The 19,751-nt window shown below is 38.5% G+C and carries 14 protein-coding genes and 2 pseudogenes; 1 reads left to right on the plus strand and 15 read right to left on the minus strand.

Translation table 11 applies throughout. From position 1 onward, the window contains the following. Positions 1-158: 158 nt before the first annotated feature. Together Q3Y49_RS02110 and Q3Y49_RS02115 are read right to left on the minus strand one after the other, a co-directional pair. Positions 159-1,241 carry a sensor histidine kinase gene (locus Q3Y49_RS02110; protein WP_303270573.1) on the minus strand — a complete coding sequence of 361 codons (1,083 nt, stop codon included), beginning with the start codon at positions 1,239-1,241 and terminating at the stop codon, positions 159-161. A 685-nt stretch (positions 1,242-1,926) separates the two neighbouring features. After that, positions 1,927-2,181, minus strand: a complete 255-nt coding sequence (locus Q3Y49_RS02115; RefSeq protein WP_303270574.1) for a hypothetical protein — start codon at positions 2,179-2,181, stop codon at positions 1,927-1,929. 186 nt (positions 2,182-2,367) lie between these two features. Between Q3Y49_RS02115 and Q3Y49_RS18800 the strand changes: the two are divergent. Beyond that, a pseudogene (locus Q3Y49_RS18800) lies at positions 2,368-2,568 on the plus strand (IS91 family transposase); the annotation flags it as partial. A 305-nt stretch (positions 2,569-2,873) separates the two neighbouring features. Here the strand turns inward: Q3Y49_RS18800 and Q3Y49_RS02120 are convergent. From Q3Y49_RS02120 to Q3Y49_RS02180, 13 genes and pseudogenes are all read right to left on the minus strand, one after another. Then, positions 2,874-3,527 (minus strand): DNA alkylation repair protein, encoded by a 654-nt coding sequence (locus Q3Y49_RS02120; protein ID WP_303270575.1) that lies wholly within the window; start codon positions 3,525-3,527, stop codon positions 2,874-2,876. A 99-nt stretch (positions 3,528-3,626) separates the two neighbouring features. Further along, entirely contained in the window at positions 3,627-4,016 is a 390-nt protein-coding gene (locus tag Q3Y49_RS02125; RefSeq protein WP_303270577.1) for a VOC family protein, read from the minus strand. A gap of 114 nt (positions 4,017-4,130) precedes the next feature. Then, complete coding sequence (locus Q3Y49_RS02130) at positions 4,131-4,709, minus strand: YdeI/OmpD-associated family protein (protein WP_303270579.1); 579 nt, start codon at positions 4,707-4,709, stop codon at positions 4,131-4,133. 163 nt (positions 4,710-4,872) lie between these two features. Next, positions 4,873-5,262 (minus strand): VOC family protein, encoded by a 390-nt coding sequence (locus Q3Y49_RS02135; RefSeq protein WP_303270580.1) that lies wholly within the window; start codon positions 5,260-5,262, stop codon positions 4,873-4,875. Between the two features lie 14 nt (positions 5,263-5,276). After that, the gene (locus Q3Y49_RS02140) at positions 5,277-5,696 is read right to left on the minus strand and encodes an SRPBCC family protein (protein ID WP_303270581.1); all 420 of its coding nucleotides are present in this window, start codon (positions 5,694-5,696) and stop codon (positions 5,277-5,279) included. A 384-nt stretch (positions 5,697-6,080) separates the two neighbouring features. Beyond that, positions 6,081-6,419, minus strand: a pseudogene (locus Q3Y49_RS02145) (transposase); the annotation flags it as partial. A gap of 81 nt (positions 6,420-6,500) precedes the next feature. Beyond that, a complete protein-coding gene (locus tag Q3Y49_RS02150; RefSeq protein WP_303270582.1) occupies positions 6,501-7,031 on the minus strand; it encodes an REP-associated tyrosine transposase in 531 nt (176 codons plus the stop codon). A 280-nt stretch (positions 7,032-7,311) separates the two neighbouring features. Beyond that, entirely contained in the window at positions 7,312-8,208 is an 897-nt protein-coding gene (locus tag Q3Y49_RS02155; protein ID WP_303270583.1) for a hypothetical protein, read from the minus strand. A 111-nt stretch (positions 8,209-8,319) separates the two neighbouring features. Beyond that, a complete protein-coding gene (locus Q3Y49_RS02160) occupies positions 8,320-13,677 on the minus strand; it encodes a choice-of-anchor D domain-containing protein (RefSeq protein ID WP_303270584.1) in 5,358 nt (1,785 codons plus the stop codon). A 435-nt stretch (positions 13,678-14,112) separates the two neighbouring features. Beyond that, entirely contained in the window at positions 14,113-14,820 is a 708-nt protein-coding gene (locus Q3Y49_RS02165; protein ID WP_303270586.1) for a hypothetical protein, read from the minus strand. Further along, positions 14,817-15,386, minus strand: a complete 570-nt coding sequence (locus tag Q3Y49_RS02170; RefSeq protein ID WP_303270587.1) for a hypothetical protein — start codon at positions 15,384-15,386, stop codon at positions 14,817-14,819. The genes Q3Y49_RS02165 and Q3Y49_RS02170 overlap by 4 nt, the downstream gene beginning before the upstream one ends. A gap of 423 nt (positions 15,387-15,809) precedes the next feature. After that, positions 15,810-16,340, minus strand: coding sequence for an REP-associated tyrosine transposase (locus tag Q3Y49_RS02175; protein ID WP_303270588.1), 531 nt, complete (start codon positions 16,338-16,340; stop codon positions 15,810-15,812). Between the two features lie 252 nt (positions 16,341-16,592). After that, complete coding sequence (locus Q3Y49_RS02180; RefSeq protein ID WP_303270589.1) at positions 16,593-19,706, minus strand: DUF7379 domain-containing protein; 3,114 nt, start codon at positions 19,704-19,706, stop codon at positions 16,593-16,595. Positions 19,707-19,751: the final 45 nt, after the last annotated feature.

A 19,751-nucleotide genomic window follows, 5' to 3' on the forward strand; every position in this document is an offset into this window, starting at 1 on the left:
TCAATGAAAAGTAATTCCAATATCATCTTTCTACCTCCAGTTCGACTTTGGCTATGTCAAACTAAAACTTCCGGGCTGGTGTGAGCTGCCCACCCCGTAACCATCGGTTTGGCATTGATAAGATTATATGTAACAGATATAATGGTATAGAACTACTGCTATAGGTTCGGAATTGTAAAATAGAAGGTACTTCCCTCCCCTTCTTTAGAATCTACCCATATTTTACCCTTATGCATTTCAACTATTTTCTTACAATGGGCAAGTCCGATGCCAGTGCCTTCATACTCAGAATTACTGTGAAGGCGTTGGAAAATACTAAAGATCTTTTCTTTTTGTTCATTCGGAATTCCGATGCCATTATCTTGGATGGTAAATGTCCAACCATTCTTTTCTTTGGCTGATATTGTAATCTTGGGTGGTACTCCAGGCTTACGAAATTTAATACTATTGCTAATCAAATTCTGAAAAAGCAATCGGAGTTCCGTTTCAAAGCCCTTGACTTTTGGTAATTCCCCAAGCTCAATGGTAGTGTTCGTATCATTTAGAATAGTTTCTATATCTTGCTGAATAACTGCAACTAGTTTTTTACAGTCCACCGTTACCAATTCTTTTCCGCCTCCTCCAATACAGCTATAATCCAAAAGGTCATTAATTAGCCGAGTCATTCTCGCGGCTGATTCAGAAATAAAACTTAATGTAGTAATTGATTGCTCATCTAATTTGTCTTGATTCTCATCGGTAAGCAATTTTATCAGACTAGAAATATTTCGCACGGGTTCTTTTAAATCATGAGAGGCGATGTAAGTAAGCTCACTTAGTTCCTCGTTCTTTTGTTCCAGCTCAATTTTTGTTTGCTCTAGTTCAGTTACATTCCTCAGCATTACATAAACGTAATTGTCCTGAATGTGGTGGACTGAACATTCATATTTACCTGCCACCATATGATTGGAATATTCAACCAATCCCAAATTTACATTTCCGCCTTCTGCTGCTACTTTTCTGTAAGTTTCAATCACTTGTAAGCCTCCTTCATGTTCATAAGCCTCAGGAGCAACTTCAATAATCCTTTTTCCGAAAACTTCCTCCTTTTCCTTTCTCATCTCATAAAGGATTATCTTATTCATAAAAACATACCGAATGCTTTTGATATCATTTAAGTCCTCAACATGAAAAATACCTACGCCATGCGATAAGTCGTCAAAGGTCTTGGTGACAATTTCAAGATTCAGTAAGTCTCTCATGTCATCAAGCAGTTTTATTTTGGAAATCCGGCATGATTCATATTATTTAACATACAAATGTGTTCATATTTTTCCCTTTGGCCATTGTATCCTGGACTAAGAAAATGGATAAATTATCAGCACTTCTTTGGCCTATTCTATTAATTCCAGCCTCCTATTCACTATAAAGCACCCTCGCTTTTTGCATTAATTTATCGGATCGATAGCCCTTCGATTCACTTTCATCTTCAAAAAATACAAAAATTTAAAATAAAGTCCTAATTTTTTCTAGCTTGGATAGACGGCCGACTATTTCATTCTTATGAATGAGCGAACTATCTGTACTACCTGTTCAATATTTATAATGTTGAACTACTATCTGTGGATTTATAATCCATTTTACAATAAGCGGATTAAAAATCCTATGAACCTCATTCGACATTGCCAATGTCGAATAGAGCTTTAAATCTGAGCTAGTACGTGCTTTGCCTGTGTTCCAAGAGCACCATCTCAAAACTGATAGCTATAAGTCAGTGTCCCATTGTACTCTGAGCTAATGCCCCCTTCAGACTGCTCATTTCCTCTTGTTTTCCTATTGATGAAAGCATTAGTGAAGCTGAAGTTATGTTTTTCCTTCAAGCTGTAGGTGGCACTCAACCTACAATTTGTAATCGTATTTTGTAACTGCTGATTGCTATAGCTGTTGTTATAAGCGGAAGAAAGACTTAAGCGCAATTGCTTCTCGAATAATGATTTGGTGGCGGAAAAAAACAGGTCCTACTGTTAGGTTTTGCATATCGGTGGCCTCTTGCAAGCTTACATTCATGGAGGCTGAAAACCTCAGTTCTGAGGGTTTCCATTGCCTTACATAACCAAGGTTACCATTATAAAATCTAGCCCCTGAATTTTGTACTTCACCCCTTTGCTCATCGGTCGTTTGCTGCGCAGACAAATTAGCCATTAAAAAAGATGACTTTTCCTCTGTTGCTTTTAAAACTTAGTTCGCATTGAAATTGAGATTCTCAGAAATCTGGGAGAAATTTAAAGTATCGCTCGGCTGCACCAATGGATTGGGATTATTGAAGTCTTCAAATTGGGCTTTTCAAAAGGTGTATAGTTGAGATTCAGTGCTCCTTCCCAACGAGTCATTTTGTCGAGAGGATGCAAAAAGAAATGCAAAGCGATCTTAGAGGCACAAATTGGCAAACTGGAAATTGTAATCCTCGAGTTTAGGGATACATGCCTGGGAATCTGCCCTACTTGTAAAAAAGGAAAGCTACAGACCGTGGCCGTATTCGACCAAAGAGGGCCGCCAAAGCACTGGCTCAAAACACTACAGGAACACTAAAAAATGAAACGGCTCTAATCGTAGCGGAAGAACTATGCTCAAAAAGTCATAAAATGCTCTAAATAGCAGTTTTTTCATGTCTGCTAAAATCAAAATGACTCGGTATGAGTGCTCGAAAAACCTGATATGATTATGCTGTCAGCTTAGAAGTGGCCGCATTTGAGCATTGAAACTCACTCCCAATACTTGAATGTACCCATAAGGAAGGCTACAGTTCTTGCCAGCCTCTGATTCGCTCAACCTAGCATTCATGTGCGGTCGTTCCGACCACACGAATGCTTAGTTGTTGGCGGTAGTTTTTTTCATTATTTCTGTTTGCATAAACCCAAATAGTATTTTCGTGTTTCAAGGTCAAACTTTTCAATTGCGAGTCTTAAAGTGACTCTCGGTATAGTTGCAGCATGGTCTTTCAAAAAGGCTTTCAATCTCTTTTCATCTCTTTTTCCTGCTTCTCTAACCCAGCTACCTACAGCCGTTTGCACAAAATGTTCGGTGTCATTAACTAACAATTCAGCAATCTTGAATGTGTCCTCTATTTCATTTTTCCTAATGAAGTAATAAGTACTTACAATAGAAGTTCTTCGTTCCATTGGATTAGTGGATTCCGCTAATTCATATAATGGCTTTCGGTCCTTATCGTACAGATAACCACCAACTACATAAGGCGCTGCTCTGTCTACCATTCCCCAATCATCAATATATTCATGATTTTCAATGTAGCCCGTGTAAATTTTGTACTTCTCCTCTGGTGTAGTCTTTTTATTTCGAGCCTTCCAATCTAAAATTGAAATTGCTCCAAGTCGGTAATCGGAATTTTTTTTTCTAATCAGTTTCAAAACCTCTTTGACTGGCATGTATTGAAATTCTTTGGAAAGAGAAAAAATCTCCCTTTTAGGAATACCTTTTGGATATTCTTTGCTAATTATTTTTAGAGTAGCAATAAATTCTTGAGCAGTCATAGGCTAGCATTCGTTCAATGAGATTTTGCGTCAGTGGCTTATTCAATGGAAATTGAAATGAATCCATTTTTCATGGTGATCTTTATTATTCTTTGCCTTTTATTTTTGAGAATGCACGCCAAACATATTTCCTTCAGTATCAATAGCCAAAATCATAAACCCATATTCCCCCAAAGATTGTTTTGATTTAAATACTTGACCACCGGCACTACTAATTTTCCTTTCTTCAATTGCACAATCTTCGCTTTGAAAATATACTATGGTAGAATTATTACCTGCATCAAAACCTTTCATTTTTACCAATGTACCACTTGCTCCCTCTCCATTCATATCCATTGGGAAGGCCATCATTTTCATTTCACCTTGAACATCTTTTGGTGTTGGTAATTCATTTAACTTTAAGTTAAGGACTTCTTCATAAAATTCTTGCGCTCTTTTTAGGTCGTCTACATATATTTCGAACCAAACAGCTGGATTTTTAGATTTCATGTTTTTCTCTTGTTAAATAAACTGTTGTAATTATACTCCGATTATTTATTTTATAAAAATAGTTTTTATGGTATGGCATTGGTGATAGTTGTAACCTTAACTTAAATGTATTTGTCAATCATTCAATCCTTTTCCCGCAAATATTTTTGGCATTGACTTTTCAATTCTTGATGCACGTGTTTTTGATTGTTTGGCTTGTGAGAAAAAAAGCAAATAACCTCTTTGTCTGCCAGGTGTCAATTCATAAAAGGCAGTTTTTAGCTCAGAATTATTTTCAAAAGCTTGATTAAGTTCTTCTGGCATTTCAAATTCGGAAGTCTTTTTCATTTTTACTTCCACTCCAGCTTTTTCTACTTCAATAGCTTCAAAAATGTATGCTTTGATAATTAACTCTAGTTTGTTAATTCCTTTGACATCAGTGAATCGCATTTGTCGAGCTGATTGAACATTTTCGGTTTGTTGTATGAGCAATTTTTCGGGATCGTCTAGCAAGACTCCTTTATGAAAAAGTAGAGCACAATAGTCTTTAAAACCATGAATGAGTACAATATTATTTTCTTGGAATGTATAACATGGCACTCCCCACTTTAACTCTTCAGTTAATCCACAGTCTAAAACAAGAGTTCGAAGGGTTTTATATTCCTTTTGCCAATTTGTGTCCTTATCGAAAAACCAATCTACTTTCGGATTCATTTGTTTATATTTAATTACCTCCAACGGTTAGTATAATAATAGTAGCCAACTGCGGGCTTCATTCCTGTCAAGACACACAAAAGTTGAAGCGGGCTACACCCTTGAATTTACTACTATTTCGGCTATTATTCTTATACATTGTTGGCAACTGGCTTTGTTCGGTTCATCCTTCGTATTTATGAAATTCCGTTATCGTTAAATAATAACCATCTAGGTCTCTCACAGAAAATTCCATTTTTGTTGAGTTTGGGTTTTGATGGATTTCCTCTTCTACAGGGTATTTTAATCTTCTTAAATTTTCTCTTATCAAATCCATATTTTCTGTCCGAAAGTATAGAATTAGTCCATTTCCTGATGTGATTTTTGGATTTTTCATTGTTGGGTGTTCGTGTTTGCCCCATTTATGAAGGCAAACCAAAACCTCGTTGTTTTCATCTGCCAGTACTGCAAATTCATCTCCTCCGTGAGTTCTTTTACAATTGAAAACTGATTGATACCATTTAGAACTTTCGTTAACGTTCTGAACCGCTATTATTGGGTCAATTTTTGTCATTTTCTTTGCAAATTTTACATTTCAATTTTCGATTCCACATATTTTTTGAAATTCCCCAAAATCGCTTGCCAGCCCGCTCGTTGCTGTTCGTCCGAATTTGTTCCTTCCGCATCAAATGTTTCACTTACAACCACTTCTTTGTCATTTTTAATAAATTCAATATTGACTTTTCGTCCGTCAGACATTTTGTAAGAAATCAGTTCTTTATCAACGATTTTTTCATATGTTCCATCAAAGTCAAATCCCATACTACCATCTTTTGCCTCCATTCTCCAAGAAAATTTTCCATTCGGTTTTAGGTCATTTTCTACATTTGGGCAAGACCATTCATCAGTTGCAAAATTCCAGTTTGTTATATGCTCTGGTTTAGTCCAACAGTTCCAAACTTTTTCAATTTCCGCTTTAACAGATGTTTTTATAGTTATTCTATCCATAATTTTCAATTTCAGGTTCGTTTTTTAATTCAATTCCGAGTTTTTTAGCTTGTTGCCAACATTATAGCGTTTTATTCATCGTTCTCTAAAAGTAAATAAAAAAAGGTAAAATCCCCATTTCTGTAAATGTGATTTAAGAGCAGTAAGAATGATGAATAAAACGTTGTTGGACTGAGCCGATGGGACTATGGGCATAGTATGTTGGTTCGAGCTGCTGAGGCCACATCCTGCCAGTAGATAGCAGGGCTTTTGCCTATTTGATTATGATTGATAGCGTCTATTTTCATCCGAAGGTTTGTTAATTAGACGTAGCTTTCCTGTTGAAGCTTTTTTCGCTTCTTGTTAAAGCTACAATCTTTCAAAGAACTGTCGGTCAGTTTAATACTAGCCAGGTGTTTTTTGTTTTGGTAATGGAACTGCCTTCATGCTTTTTGCCTTACACTTAGGACATTCCACAGGGTCTTTCCCTGTTAATTGCCGATAAACTTCCATGCCATTGAGCCCTTCTAGCACAGGGAAGTAGGTGATTTTATTAATGATAAGGTTGCAGTCTTCCCTGGCCTGTTTAAGGTTGGACAGGGACATAAAGCCAAAATACCTGATTTTGCAAAATACCTCAGGCAGGACATGCTGCATGAACCTTCTGATAAATTCGCCCGCCTCTAGGCTCATCACTTTTCTTAAGCCACCACATCGGTAGTCTTTATAATTAAAACTTATTTCCTGTTGGACATTTGTAATGTCGTACCTTTTCTGTTCGAGATTTGTAATCTCGAACTCCTTATCCCCAGATTTATAATCCGCCTAAGCATAGTCAGCAATAGGAATACAACTACTTCTCAAACCACTATAACACCCAGCACTGCTTAACAAATAGTCCTCCTCCTTTTCAACAATTCCAGCCTTTACCGGATTCATATGAATATAATTAAGCTTCGACTCAAAAAAATCTGAGTTCACAATTTCTTCCCCATGATAGCCTTCTTTCCAAAACCAAATCTTCTCCTTATAACTTAAAGCACGCAGCAACCATGCTTTTCTACTCTCCTTCGGATTATCTTTGATGGCTTTAAATATCTTTTTAGACGTGAATTTTTTGAAGTCTCTAATGACATCACTTAAGTTTTCATCAGCGGCCTGAAGAATGAAATGGCAGTGATTACTCATAATTACCCATGCATAAACTTTCAGTCCTTTATGTTGCTGACAATAATCGATACTTTCTATTAATAAGTCACTGTAAATCTTTCTGGTAAAAACATCAACCCACTGGTGAACTGTAAAAGTCACAAAGTAGGGAGCTCCTTGATCTTTCACTACATATTCAAATCCCATTGAAATATTATTTTACAAAGTTTAAAATTGACTGTTTAAGAATAGACGGATTGCAAATCCTATGATCTATATTCGATATTACAAATGTCGAATAGTCCGTCCAGCACGGTGCTAGTTCCTGTTCGACATTTATAATGTTGAACTACTATCTGTGGATTTATAATCCATTTTACAATAAGCGGATTAAAAATCCTATGAACCTCATTCGACATTGCCAATGTCGAATAGAGCTTTAAATCTGAGCTAGTACGTGCTTTGCCTGTGTTCCAAGAGTACCATCTCATAACTGATAGCTATATGTCAGTGTCCCATTGTACTCTGAGCTAATGCCCCCTTCAGACTGCTCATTTCCTCTTGTTTTCCTATTGATGAAAGCATTAGTGAAGCTGAAGTTATGTTTTTCCTTCAAGCTGTAGGTGGCACTCAACCTACAATTTGTAATCGTATTTTGTAACTGCTGATTGCTATAGCTGTTGTTATAAGCGGAAGAAAGACTTAAGCGCAATTGCTTCTCAAAAAGTGATTTACTAGCCGAAAGAACGGGCCCAATTGTAAGGTTTTGCATATCGGTGGCCTCTTGCAAGCTTACATTCATGGAGGCTGAAAAGCTCAGTTCTGAGGGTTTCCATTGCCTTACATAGCCAAAATTACCATTATAAAACATAGAGCCTGAATTTAACTCTTCCCCACCTTGTTCATCAGTAGTCTGTTGAGCTGATAAATTAGCCGTTAAAGACGCGGATTTTTCTTCTCTTGCTTGTAGCACATAATTCGTATTGAAATTCAGATTTCGGGAAATCTGGCTGAAATTCAAAGTATCATTTGGTTGTACCAATGGATTGGGATTATTGATATCTTCAAATTGGGAGCGGATATTGGTATAAGTCTGAAAGTTGGAATAGCTACTGCTTAAATTGAGCTTATCAGATGGGGTATAATTTAAATTCACAGCCCCTACCCATCGAGTCATTTGGTTCATTTTTTGGTTATCCAAATTATCTCTTTGCAAACCTACATTACTACTAATGCTAACCTTATTGTCAAATAACTGAGTAGCACCATTTACCGTGATATTTTCCAAATCACTATTGAAATAATAAGCGCCATGGGTTTTATATTCAGGATCTACCCGTTCATATCCTAAGCCAATGGTATAGCCTTTATCACCATAATTCAAATTGGATTTAAAGGCATGTGATATTTGGTAAACATATAGATTTTAGATAAAAAAGAGAGCAATGTGTAATAAAGTACGGACACCTAAAAGGCTGCCCATACTTTATCATTTTTACTTTTTAATGAATTTGGTTTCTTGCTGGCCATTTGCAGTACGTACTACGACCATATAAATTCCAGTTTTCCAGTTCTTGACCATCAATTGTTCTTCTTGTTTAGGATTTTCTATCTGATGGATACGTTGACCCTTTGCATTAAATACAATAATTTTTTGCACAGCTCTGTCGATATTTTTCAACTTCAGGATATCCGAAGAGGGGTTAGGGTATAACCGAAGTGAGCTAAATTCAGCTTGCGATATTGCTGTAACGGCAACCACCTCAAAAGACTGACTTACCTCTTCCGCAGCAAAATAATTTATGTTCCCTGCTTGCCTTGCCTCAATTGTAACCAATCCTAAGCCTGTTAAAGTAATTAAATTCGCTTCTACAGTTGCTGGTCCCGAAGTAACAGTATATTCAACCCCCAAGCCTGAAGAGGCTGTGGCTGATAAAGTAAGAGTTTCCACTTCGAAGAATTGATTAGCTATTGCTTCAAAAGTAATGCTTTGATCCGCTTTTGTTACAGTCAGGGTTTGTACTGCGGCAGCAGCACTATAATCATCATTTCCAGCTTGAGATGCCGTGATCTCCGTAGTACCAGCACCTATGATAGTTACCGTATTACCTACAACAGTTGCAACCGAAGCATCTGAGCTTGAATACGTGACCGGACTTCCTGATGCACCTCCTGTGGCGTTTAAATCAAAGTTGGCATCACCGTATGTTTTACTAGCTAAGGCTTCGAAACTAATGCTTTGATCCCCTTTTTCCACTGTAAGGGTCTGTATTACAACCGAAGCAGCATTATAATTATCATTTCCGGCTTGAGATGCCGTGATCTCTGTAGAACCAGCACCTACTATAGTTACCGTATTGCCTGAAACCGTTGCAACCGAAGCATCAGAGCTTGAATACGTGACTGGACTTCCTGATGCACCTCCTATTGCGGTTAAATCAAAATTGGCATCACCGTATATTTTACTAGCTAAGGCTTCGAAAGTAATAATTTGATCCCCTTTTTCCACTGTAAGGGTCTGTATTACAACCGAAGCAGCATTATAATCATCGTTTCCAGCTTGAGATGCCGTGATCTCCGTAGTACCAGCACCTACGATAGTGACCGTATTACCTACAACAGTTGCAACCGAAGCATCTGAGCTTGAATAAGTAACCGCATTACCTGATGCACCTCCTGTTGCGTTTAAATCAAAGTTGGCATCACCATATGTTTTACTAGCTAAGGATTCGAAACTAATGCTTTGATCCCCTTTTTCCACTGTAAGGGTCTGCACTACATCCGAAGCAGCATTATAATTATCGTTCCCGACTTGAGATGCAGTAATCTCTGTACGACCAACACCTACGATAGTGACCGTATTACCTGAAACAGTTGCAATAGATTCATCTGAACTTGTATAAGTTACAGCTAAACCTGAGCTTGCCGTTGCACTTAAATCAAAATTAGTATCACCATATTTTTTGATAGCTATTGCATTGAAACTAATGCTTTGATCCCCTTTTTCCACTGTGAGGGTCTGTACTACATCAGAAGCAGCATTATAATTATTGTCTCCGACTTGAGATGCAGTAATCTCTGTAGTTCCGACACCTACGATAGTGACCGTATTGCCTGAAACAGTGGCGACCGAAGCATCTGAGCTTGTATAAGTTACTGCTAAACCTGAGCTTGCTGTTGCAGTTAAATCATAATTGGCTTCACCAGATGTTTTACTAGCTAAGGCTTCGAAAGTAACGCTTTGATCCCCTTTTTCCACTGTAAGGGTTTGTACTGCGTCAGCAGCATTATAATTATTATTTCCGGCTTGAGATGCCGTGATCTCTGTAGTACCAGCACCTACTATAGTTACCGTATTGCCTGAAACAGTGGCAACCGAAGCATCTGAGCTTGAATACGTGACTGGACTTCCTGATGCACCTCCTATTGCGGTTAAATCAAAATTGGCATCACCGTATATTTTACTAGCTAAGGCTTCGAAAATAACGCTTTGATTCGCTTTTACTACTGTCAGGGTTTGCACTGCGTTAGCAGCATTATAATCATCGTTTCCGGCTTGAGATGCCGTGATCTCCGTAGTACCAGCACCTACGATAGTGACCGTATTACCTACAACAGTTGCAACCGAAGCATCTGAGCTTGAATAAGTAACCGCATTACCTGATGCACCTCCTGTGGCGTTTAAATCAAAGTTGGCATCACCATATGTTTTACTAGCTAAGGATTCGAAACTAATGCTTTGATCCCCTTTTTCCACTGTAAGGGTCTGTACTACATCCGAAGCAGCATTATAATTATCGTCTCCGACTTGAGATGCAGTAATCTCTGTAGTTCCGACACCTACGATAGTGACCGTATTGCCTGAAACAGTAGCGACCGAAGCATCTGAGCTTGTATAAGTTACAGCTAAACCTGAGCTTGCTGTTGCAGTTAAATCATAATTGGCATCACCGGATGTTTTACTAGCTAAGGCTTCGAAAGTAACGCTTTGATTCGCTTTTGCTACTGTCAGGGTTTGTACTGCGTCAGCAGCATTATAATCATCGTTTCCGGCTTGAGATGCCGTGATCTCCGTAGTACCAGCACCTACGATAGTGACTGTATTGCCTATCACAGTTGCAACCGAAGCATCTGAACTTGAATAAGTGACCGCATTACCTGAAGCACCGCCTGTTGCGGTTAAATCAAAATTGGCATCCCCGTATATTTTACTAGCTAAGGATTCGAAAATAACGCTTTGATTCGCTTTTGCTACTGTCAGGGTTTGTACTGCGTCAGCAGCATTATAATCATCGTTTCCGGCTTGAGATGCCGTGATCTCCGTAGTACCAGCACCTACGATAGTGACCGTATTGCCTGAAACAGTGGCAACCGAAGCATCTGAGCTTGAATAAGTGACCGCATTACCTGATGCACCGCCTGTTGCGGTTAAATCAAAATTGACATCACCGTATATTTTACTAGCTAAGGATTCGAAAATAACGCTTTGATCCGCTTTTGTTACGGTCAGGGTTTGTACTGCGTCAGCAGCATTATAATCATCGTTTCCAGTTTGAGATGCTGTGATCTCCGTAGTACCAGCACCTACGATAGTGACCGTATTGCCTGAAACAGTGGCAACTGAAGCATCTGAGCTTGAATAAGTGACCGGATTACCTGATGCACCTCCTGTTGCGTTTAAATCAAAATTGGCATCACCGTATATTTTACTAGCTAAGGCTTCGAAAGTAACACTTTGATCCGCTTTTGTTACGGTCAGGGTTTGCACTGCGTCAACAGCATTATAATCATCATTTCCAGCTTGAGATGCCGTGATCTCCGTAGTACCAGCACCTACGATAGTGACCGTATTACCTGAAACCGTTGCAACCGAAGCATCTGAGCTTGAATACGTGACTGGACTTCCTGATGCACCTCCTATTGCGTTTAAATCAAAGTTGGCATCACCGTATGTTTTACTAGCTAATGCTTCGAAAGTAATAATTTGATCCGCTTTTTCAACTGTAAGGGTCTGTACTACATCAGAAGCTGCATTATAATTAACGTTCCCGGCTTGGGAAGCAGTGATCTCCGTAGTACCAGCACCTACGATAGTGACTGTTTTACCTGTTACAGTTGCAACTGTAGCATCTGAGCTTGAGTAAGTAACCGCATTACCTGATGCACCTCCTGTGGCGTTTAGATTAAAGTTAGCATCACCGTATGTTTTATTAGCTAATGCTTCGAAAGTAATATTTTGATTTTGTTTTACTCCCGTAGCCTTAAGGTTTATGGTATAAATTCCTTCATCTGGGTCATTACTAGTAATTTTAATTGCAGCGGTTTTCACCCCTTCGCTAGTTGGAGAAAATTTAATGGTAAAGCTGTTACTACTGTTTGCTGAAATAGTAGCGGTAACATTTGTTTGTGCTATTGAAAATTGATCAGCATTTCCACCTTCCAGGATTATAAAAGAACCAATTGTCCCTACAAGATTCAAATCTGCTATTCCACTATTTTCAATGGTAAAGGTAATATCGGAAGAAGACGCACTTACATAGACATCTCCGAAGTCATATTCAGTTGCAACCGCAATATCTGTACTGCCCTGCTTAATATCAATATCGGGAATCGCTTTATACACACGAACATGACCTGCAATATCTCCCCCGTCATCATTTAGATGTGCACCAATTGCTATGCTATTACCATCTGAAGAAAGAGAAATAGATTTACCTGAATTGTCTAATGCTGCTTCACCATCAATATCGAGGCCTCTTTGGTACCAAGAACTTCCATTCCAGCTATATACGCGAACATGGCCGGAAGCAGTACCATTTCCAGAATTTGACCATGCACCAATAGCAACTGTATTACCATCAGAAGAAAGAGAAACAGATCCGCCCGCGTTATCATTATTAGCTTCTCCATCAATATCAACTCCTCTTTGGTTCCAGGAACTTCCATTCCAATTATATACACGCACATGACCAGTAGTATTATTTCCTACTTCATTTTTAGGTGCACCAATGGCCAAAGTATTGCCATCATTAGAAAGAGATACAGATGTCCCTGATTCATCACCAGCTGCTTCACCATCAATATCAGATCCTCTTTGGCTCCAGGAACTCCCATCCCAACTAAACACGCGTACATGACCTGCATTATCTCCTGCTCCATCATTTCTATATGCGCCAATAGCCACCACATTACCATCAGAAGAAAGAAAAACAGATTTGCCTGACATATCGCCAGCTGCTTCTCCATCGATATCAGTTCCTTTTTGAACCCATGAACTCCCATTCCAAACATATACACGTACATGACCTGCACCAATGCCGTTACCATCATTTCCAGTTGCACCGACAGCGAGAATATTGCCATCAGAAGAAAGAGAAATAGCTAGGCCTGAATTATCGTAAGTTGCCTCCCCATCCATATCAGCTCCTTTTTGAACCCATGAACTTCCATTCCAGCTATACACTCGCACGTGACCTGCGTATTGTCCTGATGCACTATTTGCATTTGCACCTATTGCAATGGTATTGCCATCAGAGGAAAGAGAAACAGATCCGCCTGATCCATCACCAGCTGCCTCACCATCAATATTAGCTCCTTTCTGAACCCAAGAACTCCCATTCCAAGTATATACACGAACCGTTCCTGAGTTATCGCCTCCTGCATCATTTCTCATTGCACCAATAGCTAAAGTATTACCATCAGCAGAAAAAGAAATGGCTTCACCTGATCGATCACCCGCTACTCCCCCATCAATATCAGCTCCTTTTTGGCTCCATTGAGCTTGGGTATGAAAGTTTAAGCATGTAAAAAAAATAAAACATGTGATAATTTTTAAAGTGAGAAAGCTCTTCATATTTTTTCCTGTTAGGTAAACTTGAATTGGTTACTTTTTCTGCAAAAAGCGTAGTTCGTAGTTGAGAATTTTTATAACAACCCGCAAAGGTAAAATTAAAATTTACATCTTGAAATAAATCTAAAAAAAGCCGTGCATTACCCAATCTGATTTTAAGCTATAGACAAACTACTGTGACAAATTATTTTTTTGCAGCTGAATGGCCAATTAAAAGAATATTGGTGGAAGAAATTCAAACTCAATGGTTATCACAATTATACGCGCAATTTAATTAACATTTTTCCTCTTACCGTCCCAGATGGCGAGTGTTTGTATCTACTAACCATTAGAATGTACTTAGCTTAAAAATAATCAATTCTAGGACGATAAATTATAAACAGTTTTACCCACAGTCTTAGCTGATCAACTCTACGGATTCCTACATATGGTATTAAATCACTCCGTCTTATCAATCAAATAATTTAAAAGAGCATTGTAATCTTTGGTGAGCACTGAAAAGGAATTGTCTTTTGCCAGTGATTGAAGTGTTCTTACATCTATTTTCTTGGTCACCGCTAAGCCTTTACTTGCTTGATATTGTGAAAGTGCATCAAGCAATTTTTCATTGGGCACCAAATAACCGTTTTCGGTATAAGTACCATCTTCAACATTCAAAGCAGAGGCAGTATATTTTATGGCATTAACTCTTGCCTCTTTTCGAACCGAATCAGCATAAATATCTAAATTATAAATTTCATTTGAGGCCAGAGCTGCCTTACCATAAATAGATATCTTTTCTGGGGAATCGATTTCTGCTAAGCATTCTTCAGGACAATTATCAATAAAAAAGGCATTTTTCAAGGCTGCCATCTTCTCTCCACGCGAATAAATGATAATCTTATTTTGAACGGAGTAGCAAGGGAGGTTCTTGCGCCCCTCGTAGGTTTCAGTGTCAACAGGTACGATGTCCAGACGATCTGTAAATTTACATTCTGAGGGAATATCGATCTCACCGTTGGAAGCATATCCCATGTCCTGCCCATTAAAATATAACTTACATTTTAAGGGTACATCCCTAATATTAACTACCTGTATGGTTCTTATATCCTGACCTAATGCTTGCATGGCCCATAGTAAAGTTAAGGTTGTTAGGAAAACTTTCATGTTCTCTCGGGTCTATTGAGTAATACAATGAAATATAAAAACAAAATGACTAGACTTGAAACAAAAAGGAAAATATTTAAAACCAGCTGGTTTCTGATGGCAAAGGTCAGCATATTACTTTCCACGATCCGCACCGTTTGACCTTCAGAGCTTTTTAGTTTTAAAATTTCCGCTTCACTAGCATTAAATTCATAATGTACTACAAACTCACTATTAGGCTGCATTTCTTCAATTGTGAAATCAAAACATCTACCTCCAATACTATTCTGTTTGATTTTGTTTTCAACCAGATAAGCAGGTTCAATAGCTTCAATTATGGCTTTGGAAAAGATGTTTTCGGTGGATTGATCTGAGTCCGAAGAACACAAATTAAAGGTCAATTTTTCTAATCTACTTGAAGAGGACAAATTAGTAAACATCAACTTCCCGTTATGCTCATCTTCATATGCGAACTCATACTCTACAAGCGGAGACAGCTTAGCATTTTCAATAATATTATTGAGTGACCAGGTCAGTAAGCCGATTAGGGCCAGGAAAAGGAAGGGAGCTTTATCTTGTCTTAGCATTTTCTTTGGTTGAATTTTCTACTTTAATCAAGTCGAAACTAAAAACTAATTTATAAATAAAAAAACATCTTTACATTCTGAGTGATTGATCTTCGGATACAAAGATGTTTGAAATTTCCTGTTCTACATTTGCAATGTAGAACTACCTATCTCCGGATTTACAATCCGCCTAACCATAGTAAACAATAGGAATTCGAACCCTCTTCCCCGGATTTATTATCCGCTTAGCCACAATAAGCAATAGAGATTAAAGCTCAGGATTGACGGATTATAAATAGACGGATTAAAAATCCTACGATCTTTATTCGACATTGCAAATGTCGAATAGTCAACACCTTTTTCCTGTTCAACATTTGTAATGTCGTACCTTTTCTGTTCGAGATTTGTAATCTCGAACTCCTTATCTCCGGATTTACAATCCGCCTAACCATAGTCAGCAATAGGAATACAACTACTTCTCAAACCACTATAACACCCAGCACTGCTTAACAAATAGTCCTCCTCCTTTTCAACAATTCCAGCCTTAACCGGATTCATATGAATATAATTAAGCTTGGACTCAAAAAAATCTGAGCTCACAATTTCTTCCCCGTGATATCCTTCTTTCCAAAACCAAATCTTCTCCTTATAACTTAAAGCACGCAGCAACCATGCTCTTCTACTCTCCTTCGGATTATCTTTGATGGCTTTAAATATCTTTTTAGATGTGAATTTTTTGAAGTCTCTAATCACATCACTTAAGTTTTCATCAGCGGCCTGAAGAATGAAATGGCAGTGATTACTCATAATTACCCACGCATAAACTTTCAGCCCCTTATGTTGCTGACAATAATCGATACTTTCTATTAATAAGTCACTGTAAATCTTTCTGGTAAAAACATCAACCCACTGGTGAACTGTAAAAGTCACAAAGTAGGGAGCTCCTTGATCTTTCACCACATATTCAAATCCCATAGAAACAATAGTTTTCTTAAATTAACAACCTTCATTTATTGATGGATTAAAAATCCTTTGTTCTTTAAGTCGGATTACAAATCCTATGATCTATATTCGACATTACAAATGTCGAATAGCCAACCTCACGTTCCTGTTCGACATTTGCAATGTCGAACGGCTATCCCCGGATTTGTAATCCGTTTACCAATATCTCTGTTCGATATTTGCAATATCGAACTTACTATCTGCGGATTTACAATCCGCTTAAGCTTAACCAATACCCAAATAGTCCTTCACTACCCCCACCGACATATTTTCTAACTGCTCCTCACTAAATACCGTCTTAAAATTCCCGTAGTAATTCTTAAACTCAATACCCTGCAGCATATTCAGGAAGTAATCGCTGCCATACATGATGCGGCTTTGCAGCTTCTTATTATCAGCTGTGTCGGTTTTAAAATAGCGGTCAGCAATGGCTTTTAGCATTTCTGGGTCAGTCTGACAAGATAAATCAGTATAGACATGATCAAACTCTAGCATCAAATTCTTAATCTCTTCCTGCCATTCATGACTACCCCCGCCAAAATGCGCTAAGCAAATTTTTAGATTAGGGTATTTTGCTAACACTTTTCTCCATAAGGTAGGATGATTTAAACGATGGGCTCTTTCTTTAATGGACTTATCAAATCCGCCTTGTAAGAGGTTGAACTCAAAATCATGATATTCCTTATCCTTAAAGACTAATTGATAGGTGTAGTCATTGTTAGAGGTATCCTCCTCATGCGTACACAAATCGCCATATATTTGAATGCGATCCGTAAAAGTAGCAAAGCCCGAATCAGAGCAATGCGCCATAATAGGAATTTGGTTCTCCTCACACCATGTGTATAAACTGGTACCATGCACAAAAGCCTTGGTAGGATCAAATAAGTTCAAATCAGTAGGTGAATACCCATTAGGCGTGTAGAGCTTTACGCCATGGAACACTTTTTCCTTACCAATATTGTCTTCCACTTTCTGAGCCATGCCTTCCCTGCGCGGATCTACTGCCAGAAAGGGAAATATGTCATTACCATATAGCGTTTTTAACTGCTCTAACTCCTTTTGCTGTGTTTTAAAAGAATCTTTTGCATCCGCTAATACATCGGAATTAACAAGATTTAAGCCCTTGATAATTTTCTTTGCATATTTTAGAATGCGTACCGAATCTTCATTGACTACCCGCTCCCCATTAAATATAAACTCATCATTCTCCTCAAAACGCTGCACTAAGCCATCCATTTTATCTAAAAACTCCCCATGCTTTCCCTTAAACTCTTGCATTTTTTGTGCAATGACGGAAGCCGCATTATTCGTATCATAGTCATTCCTAAAGGTCATTTCCAGATCAAACATTAAAGGGATGTAGCGGAAGGTCTTAGGCGAAACCCTAGTATCCCAATAATCCTCTTCCAAATCATGCAGCATTTGGCGTGCACCTTTGTTGAATAAGAAGTAGTTGAACACATTTCGAATCACCCTTCCAATGCCATGTTCATTCTCATTTCCCTCTCGAGTGCTAATTGGCTGCAGCTGTTCATCAGGATTGTCCTGATCCAGATAATCCACAATATCACCCAGCAACATCAAGATCAATCGACCAGTGATCACATTTCTGCCAAACAAATGACAATGAGCATCAAAATGATCACCCGATTTTAGTTTGTCATAATCTATCTTTTCAGATTTTTCCGTAAAGAAAAAGCTTTCAATTTGATCTTGGCAATCCTGTTTTTCAATCAGTCTGCCATGTAAAGCATCATTGATCATGTACTTTTTGTATTTGGCCGGATTATAGCCTTCAATGGCCACGTATTGGCTGGGTAAACTGAATTGATTTTTAGTGCTGATCACCCAGTCATTATGTTCTGTTAAAATCAAATCAATCCCTAACTCTAGTTTTCTACCCCACCAACCATTGTTTTCATAATTACCCGCCACGGGCAGATAACGGGTAGATGCCTGAAAAGGAGTATTGTAAATAATATGATGCAATCTATCGCTGCCGGGCTTCATCACATCCATGCCAGGCTGCTTGATGACCCATTGAAAAGAATGCTGCAATAAGGAAGCAATAAAAACCACAGGAGCACCGATTCCAATCCTGCGCATGACCTTCTTCAGCATCTTTAATCCAAAAGCCATCCCTTCGGCAAAAGACAAATAGCCCACGCCATTACCAGAGGCCACCAAAGCTATTTTCCCTACCTTAATACTGTCTTGCTCATAATTGGCTAAAAACTGCGCCAGCAAGCCTCCCTGACTCGTACCAATGATATCCACTTCCTGATCAAAGGCCTGAATATCTAAGTCATTCAACATGGAAAACATCTTTTGGATGTTGCCCTCCGCATCCCAGAAAAAGGTAGGATGATCAAAAGCGATGATTTGCTCGTATTGCGCTTCCTTCAAAAATTCTTGTATCCACGTATTTACCTCACCAAATGAACCTCTCGTACTAGCGAAAGTTCCATGCAACAGCAATAAGGTTTTTTTACTTTCATCAATAGCCCCAAAGTTGGCGTTGATAAAGTTTCCATTGGGCTTCATGACCAATAGCCGATGATCTTTTACGAAAAGACCTGTTTTGTAAGCAGCCAGTTCATCTTCAATCAGTTCTACTATTTCTTTGCTATTGGAGGGTAGGTCTTTTTCCTTATGTTTTCTAAAGGCCCTTTTGAAGATGAGCACTTTCACAATAAATTCCTCCTGTTTGTAGCGAGTGGATAAACGATAGCGATTCGGTATGCCGGGAACTTCCTCTATTGCTTTATGAGGAAGGGCATTGAATTGATAGACAAGGCGATCACGTTCGTTGGTTTCATTGTCCTCCGTAGGGTCTGGCATAATATAATCTAATTCTGCGGCCTCGTTATTTTTGATTTGATGCTGGTAAAAAGCCAAGGCTCCTTCTTCTGGAGCTAGAAAAGCATCTAATCGGAGTTTGGGGATTTCATCTAATGCAAATATTTCAGGATAGGGAATATCTAACTGACTTAGATTGATGACTTTTTCCTTTATGTCATTTTTAACATCCAGCTCAGGATACATCTGTTGGATGAGGCTTACCTCTTCCTCTACGGTAGATTTTTCTTTGAATACGTCATTGCCTTCATTGGAGCAGTACAGCTTACCCTCCCAATTGACCGGATCATCATTGGCATAACCCAAAGTACCCCAAACCCCCACGATTTTATCCGCATCCTGACGGTTTAGAATTTTTGGGATGGCCGTATTTTGTAGATAGTCTAAGTCTTTGTCGGCTTTTTCAGATCGTAATAGGATAAATTTTCTCTCGGTGGGAGATGCCATAAAAGAAAGGGCATCTAAGGCAATAGGTCTCATAAGCTCAGGTTTTAGTTAAAATAGTTTACTAACTAAAATTGGGAC

This window comes from Marivirga harenae (genome assembly GCF_030534335.1).
In the GTDB taxonomy this organism is placed as follows: Bacteria; Bacteroidota; Bacteroidia; order Cytophagales; family Cyclobacteriaceae; genus Marivirga; species Marivirga harenae.

Coding starts and splice junctions, on each gene's coding strand:
- Q3Y49_RS02135 (WP_303270580.1), bottom strand. CDS start 5,262: ATGACAAAAATTGACCCAATAATAGCGGTTCAGAACGTTAACGAAAGT.
- Q3Y49_RS02130 (WP_303270579.1), bottom strand. CDS start 4,709: ATGAATCCGAAAGTAGATTGGTTTTTCGATAAGGACACAAATTGGCAA.
- Q3Y49_RS02110 (WP_303270573.1), bottom strand. CDS start 1,241: ATGAGAGACTTACTGAATCTTGAAATTGTCACCAAGACCTTTGACGAC.
- Q3Y49_RS02180 (WP_303270589.1), bottom strand. CDS start 19,706: ATGAGACCTATTGCCTTAGATGCCCTTTCTTTTATGGCATCTCCCACC.
- Q3Y49_RS02125 (WP_303270577.1), bottom strand. CDS start 4,016: ATGAAATCTAAAAATCCAGCTGTTTGGTTCGAAATATATGTAGACGAC.
- Q3Y49_RS02115 (WP_303270574.1), bottom strand. CDS start 2,181: ATGGCTAATTTGTCTGCGCAGCAAACGACCGATGAGCAAAGGGGTGAA.
- Q3Y49_RS02150 (WP_303270582.1), bottom strand. CDS start 7,031: ATGGGATTTGAATATGTAGTGAAAGATCAAGGAGCTCCCTACTTTGTG.
- Q3Y49_RS02165 (WP_303270586.1), bottom strand. CDS start 14,820: ATGAAAGTTTTCCTAACAACCTTAACTTTACTATGGGCCATGCAAGCA.
- Q3Y49_RS02175 (WP_303270588.1), bottom strand. CDS start 16,340: ATGGGATTTGAATATGTGGTGAAAGATCAAGGAGCTCCCTACTTTGTG.
- Q3Y49_RS02160 (WP_303270584.1), bottom strand. CDS start 13,677: ATGAAGAGCTTTCTCACTTTAAAAATTATCACATGTTTTATTTTTTTT.
- Q3Y49_RS02140 (WP_303270581.1), bottom strand. CDS start 5,696: ATGGATAGAATAACTATAAAAACATCTGTTAAAGCGGAAATTGAAAAA.
- Q3Y49_RS02170 (WP_303270587.1), bottom strand. CDS start 15,386: ATGCTAAGACAAGATAAAGCTCCCTTCCTTTTCCTGGCCCTAATCGGC.
- Q3Y49_RS02120 (WP_303270575.1), bottom strand. CDS start 3,527: ATGACTGCTCAAGAATTTATTGCTACTCTAAAAATAATTAGCAAAGAA.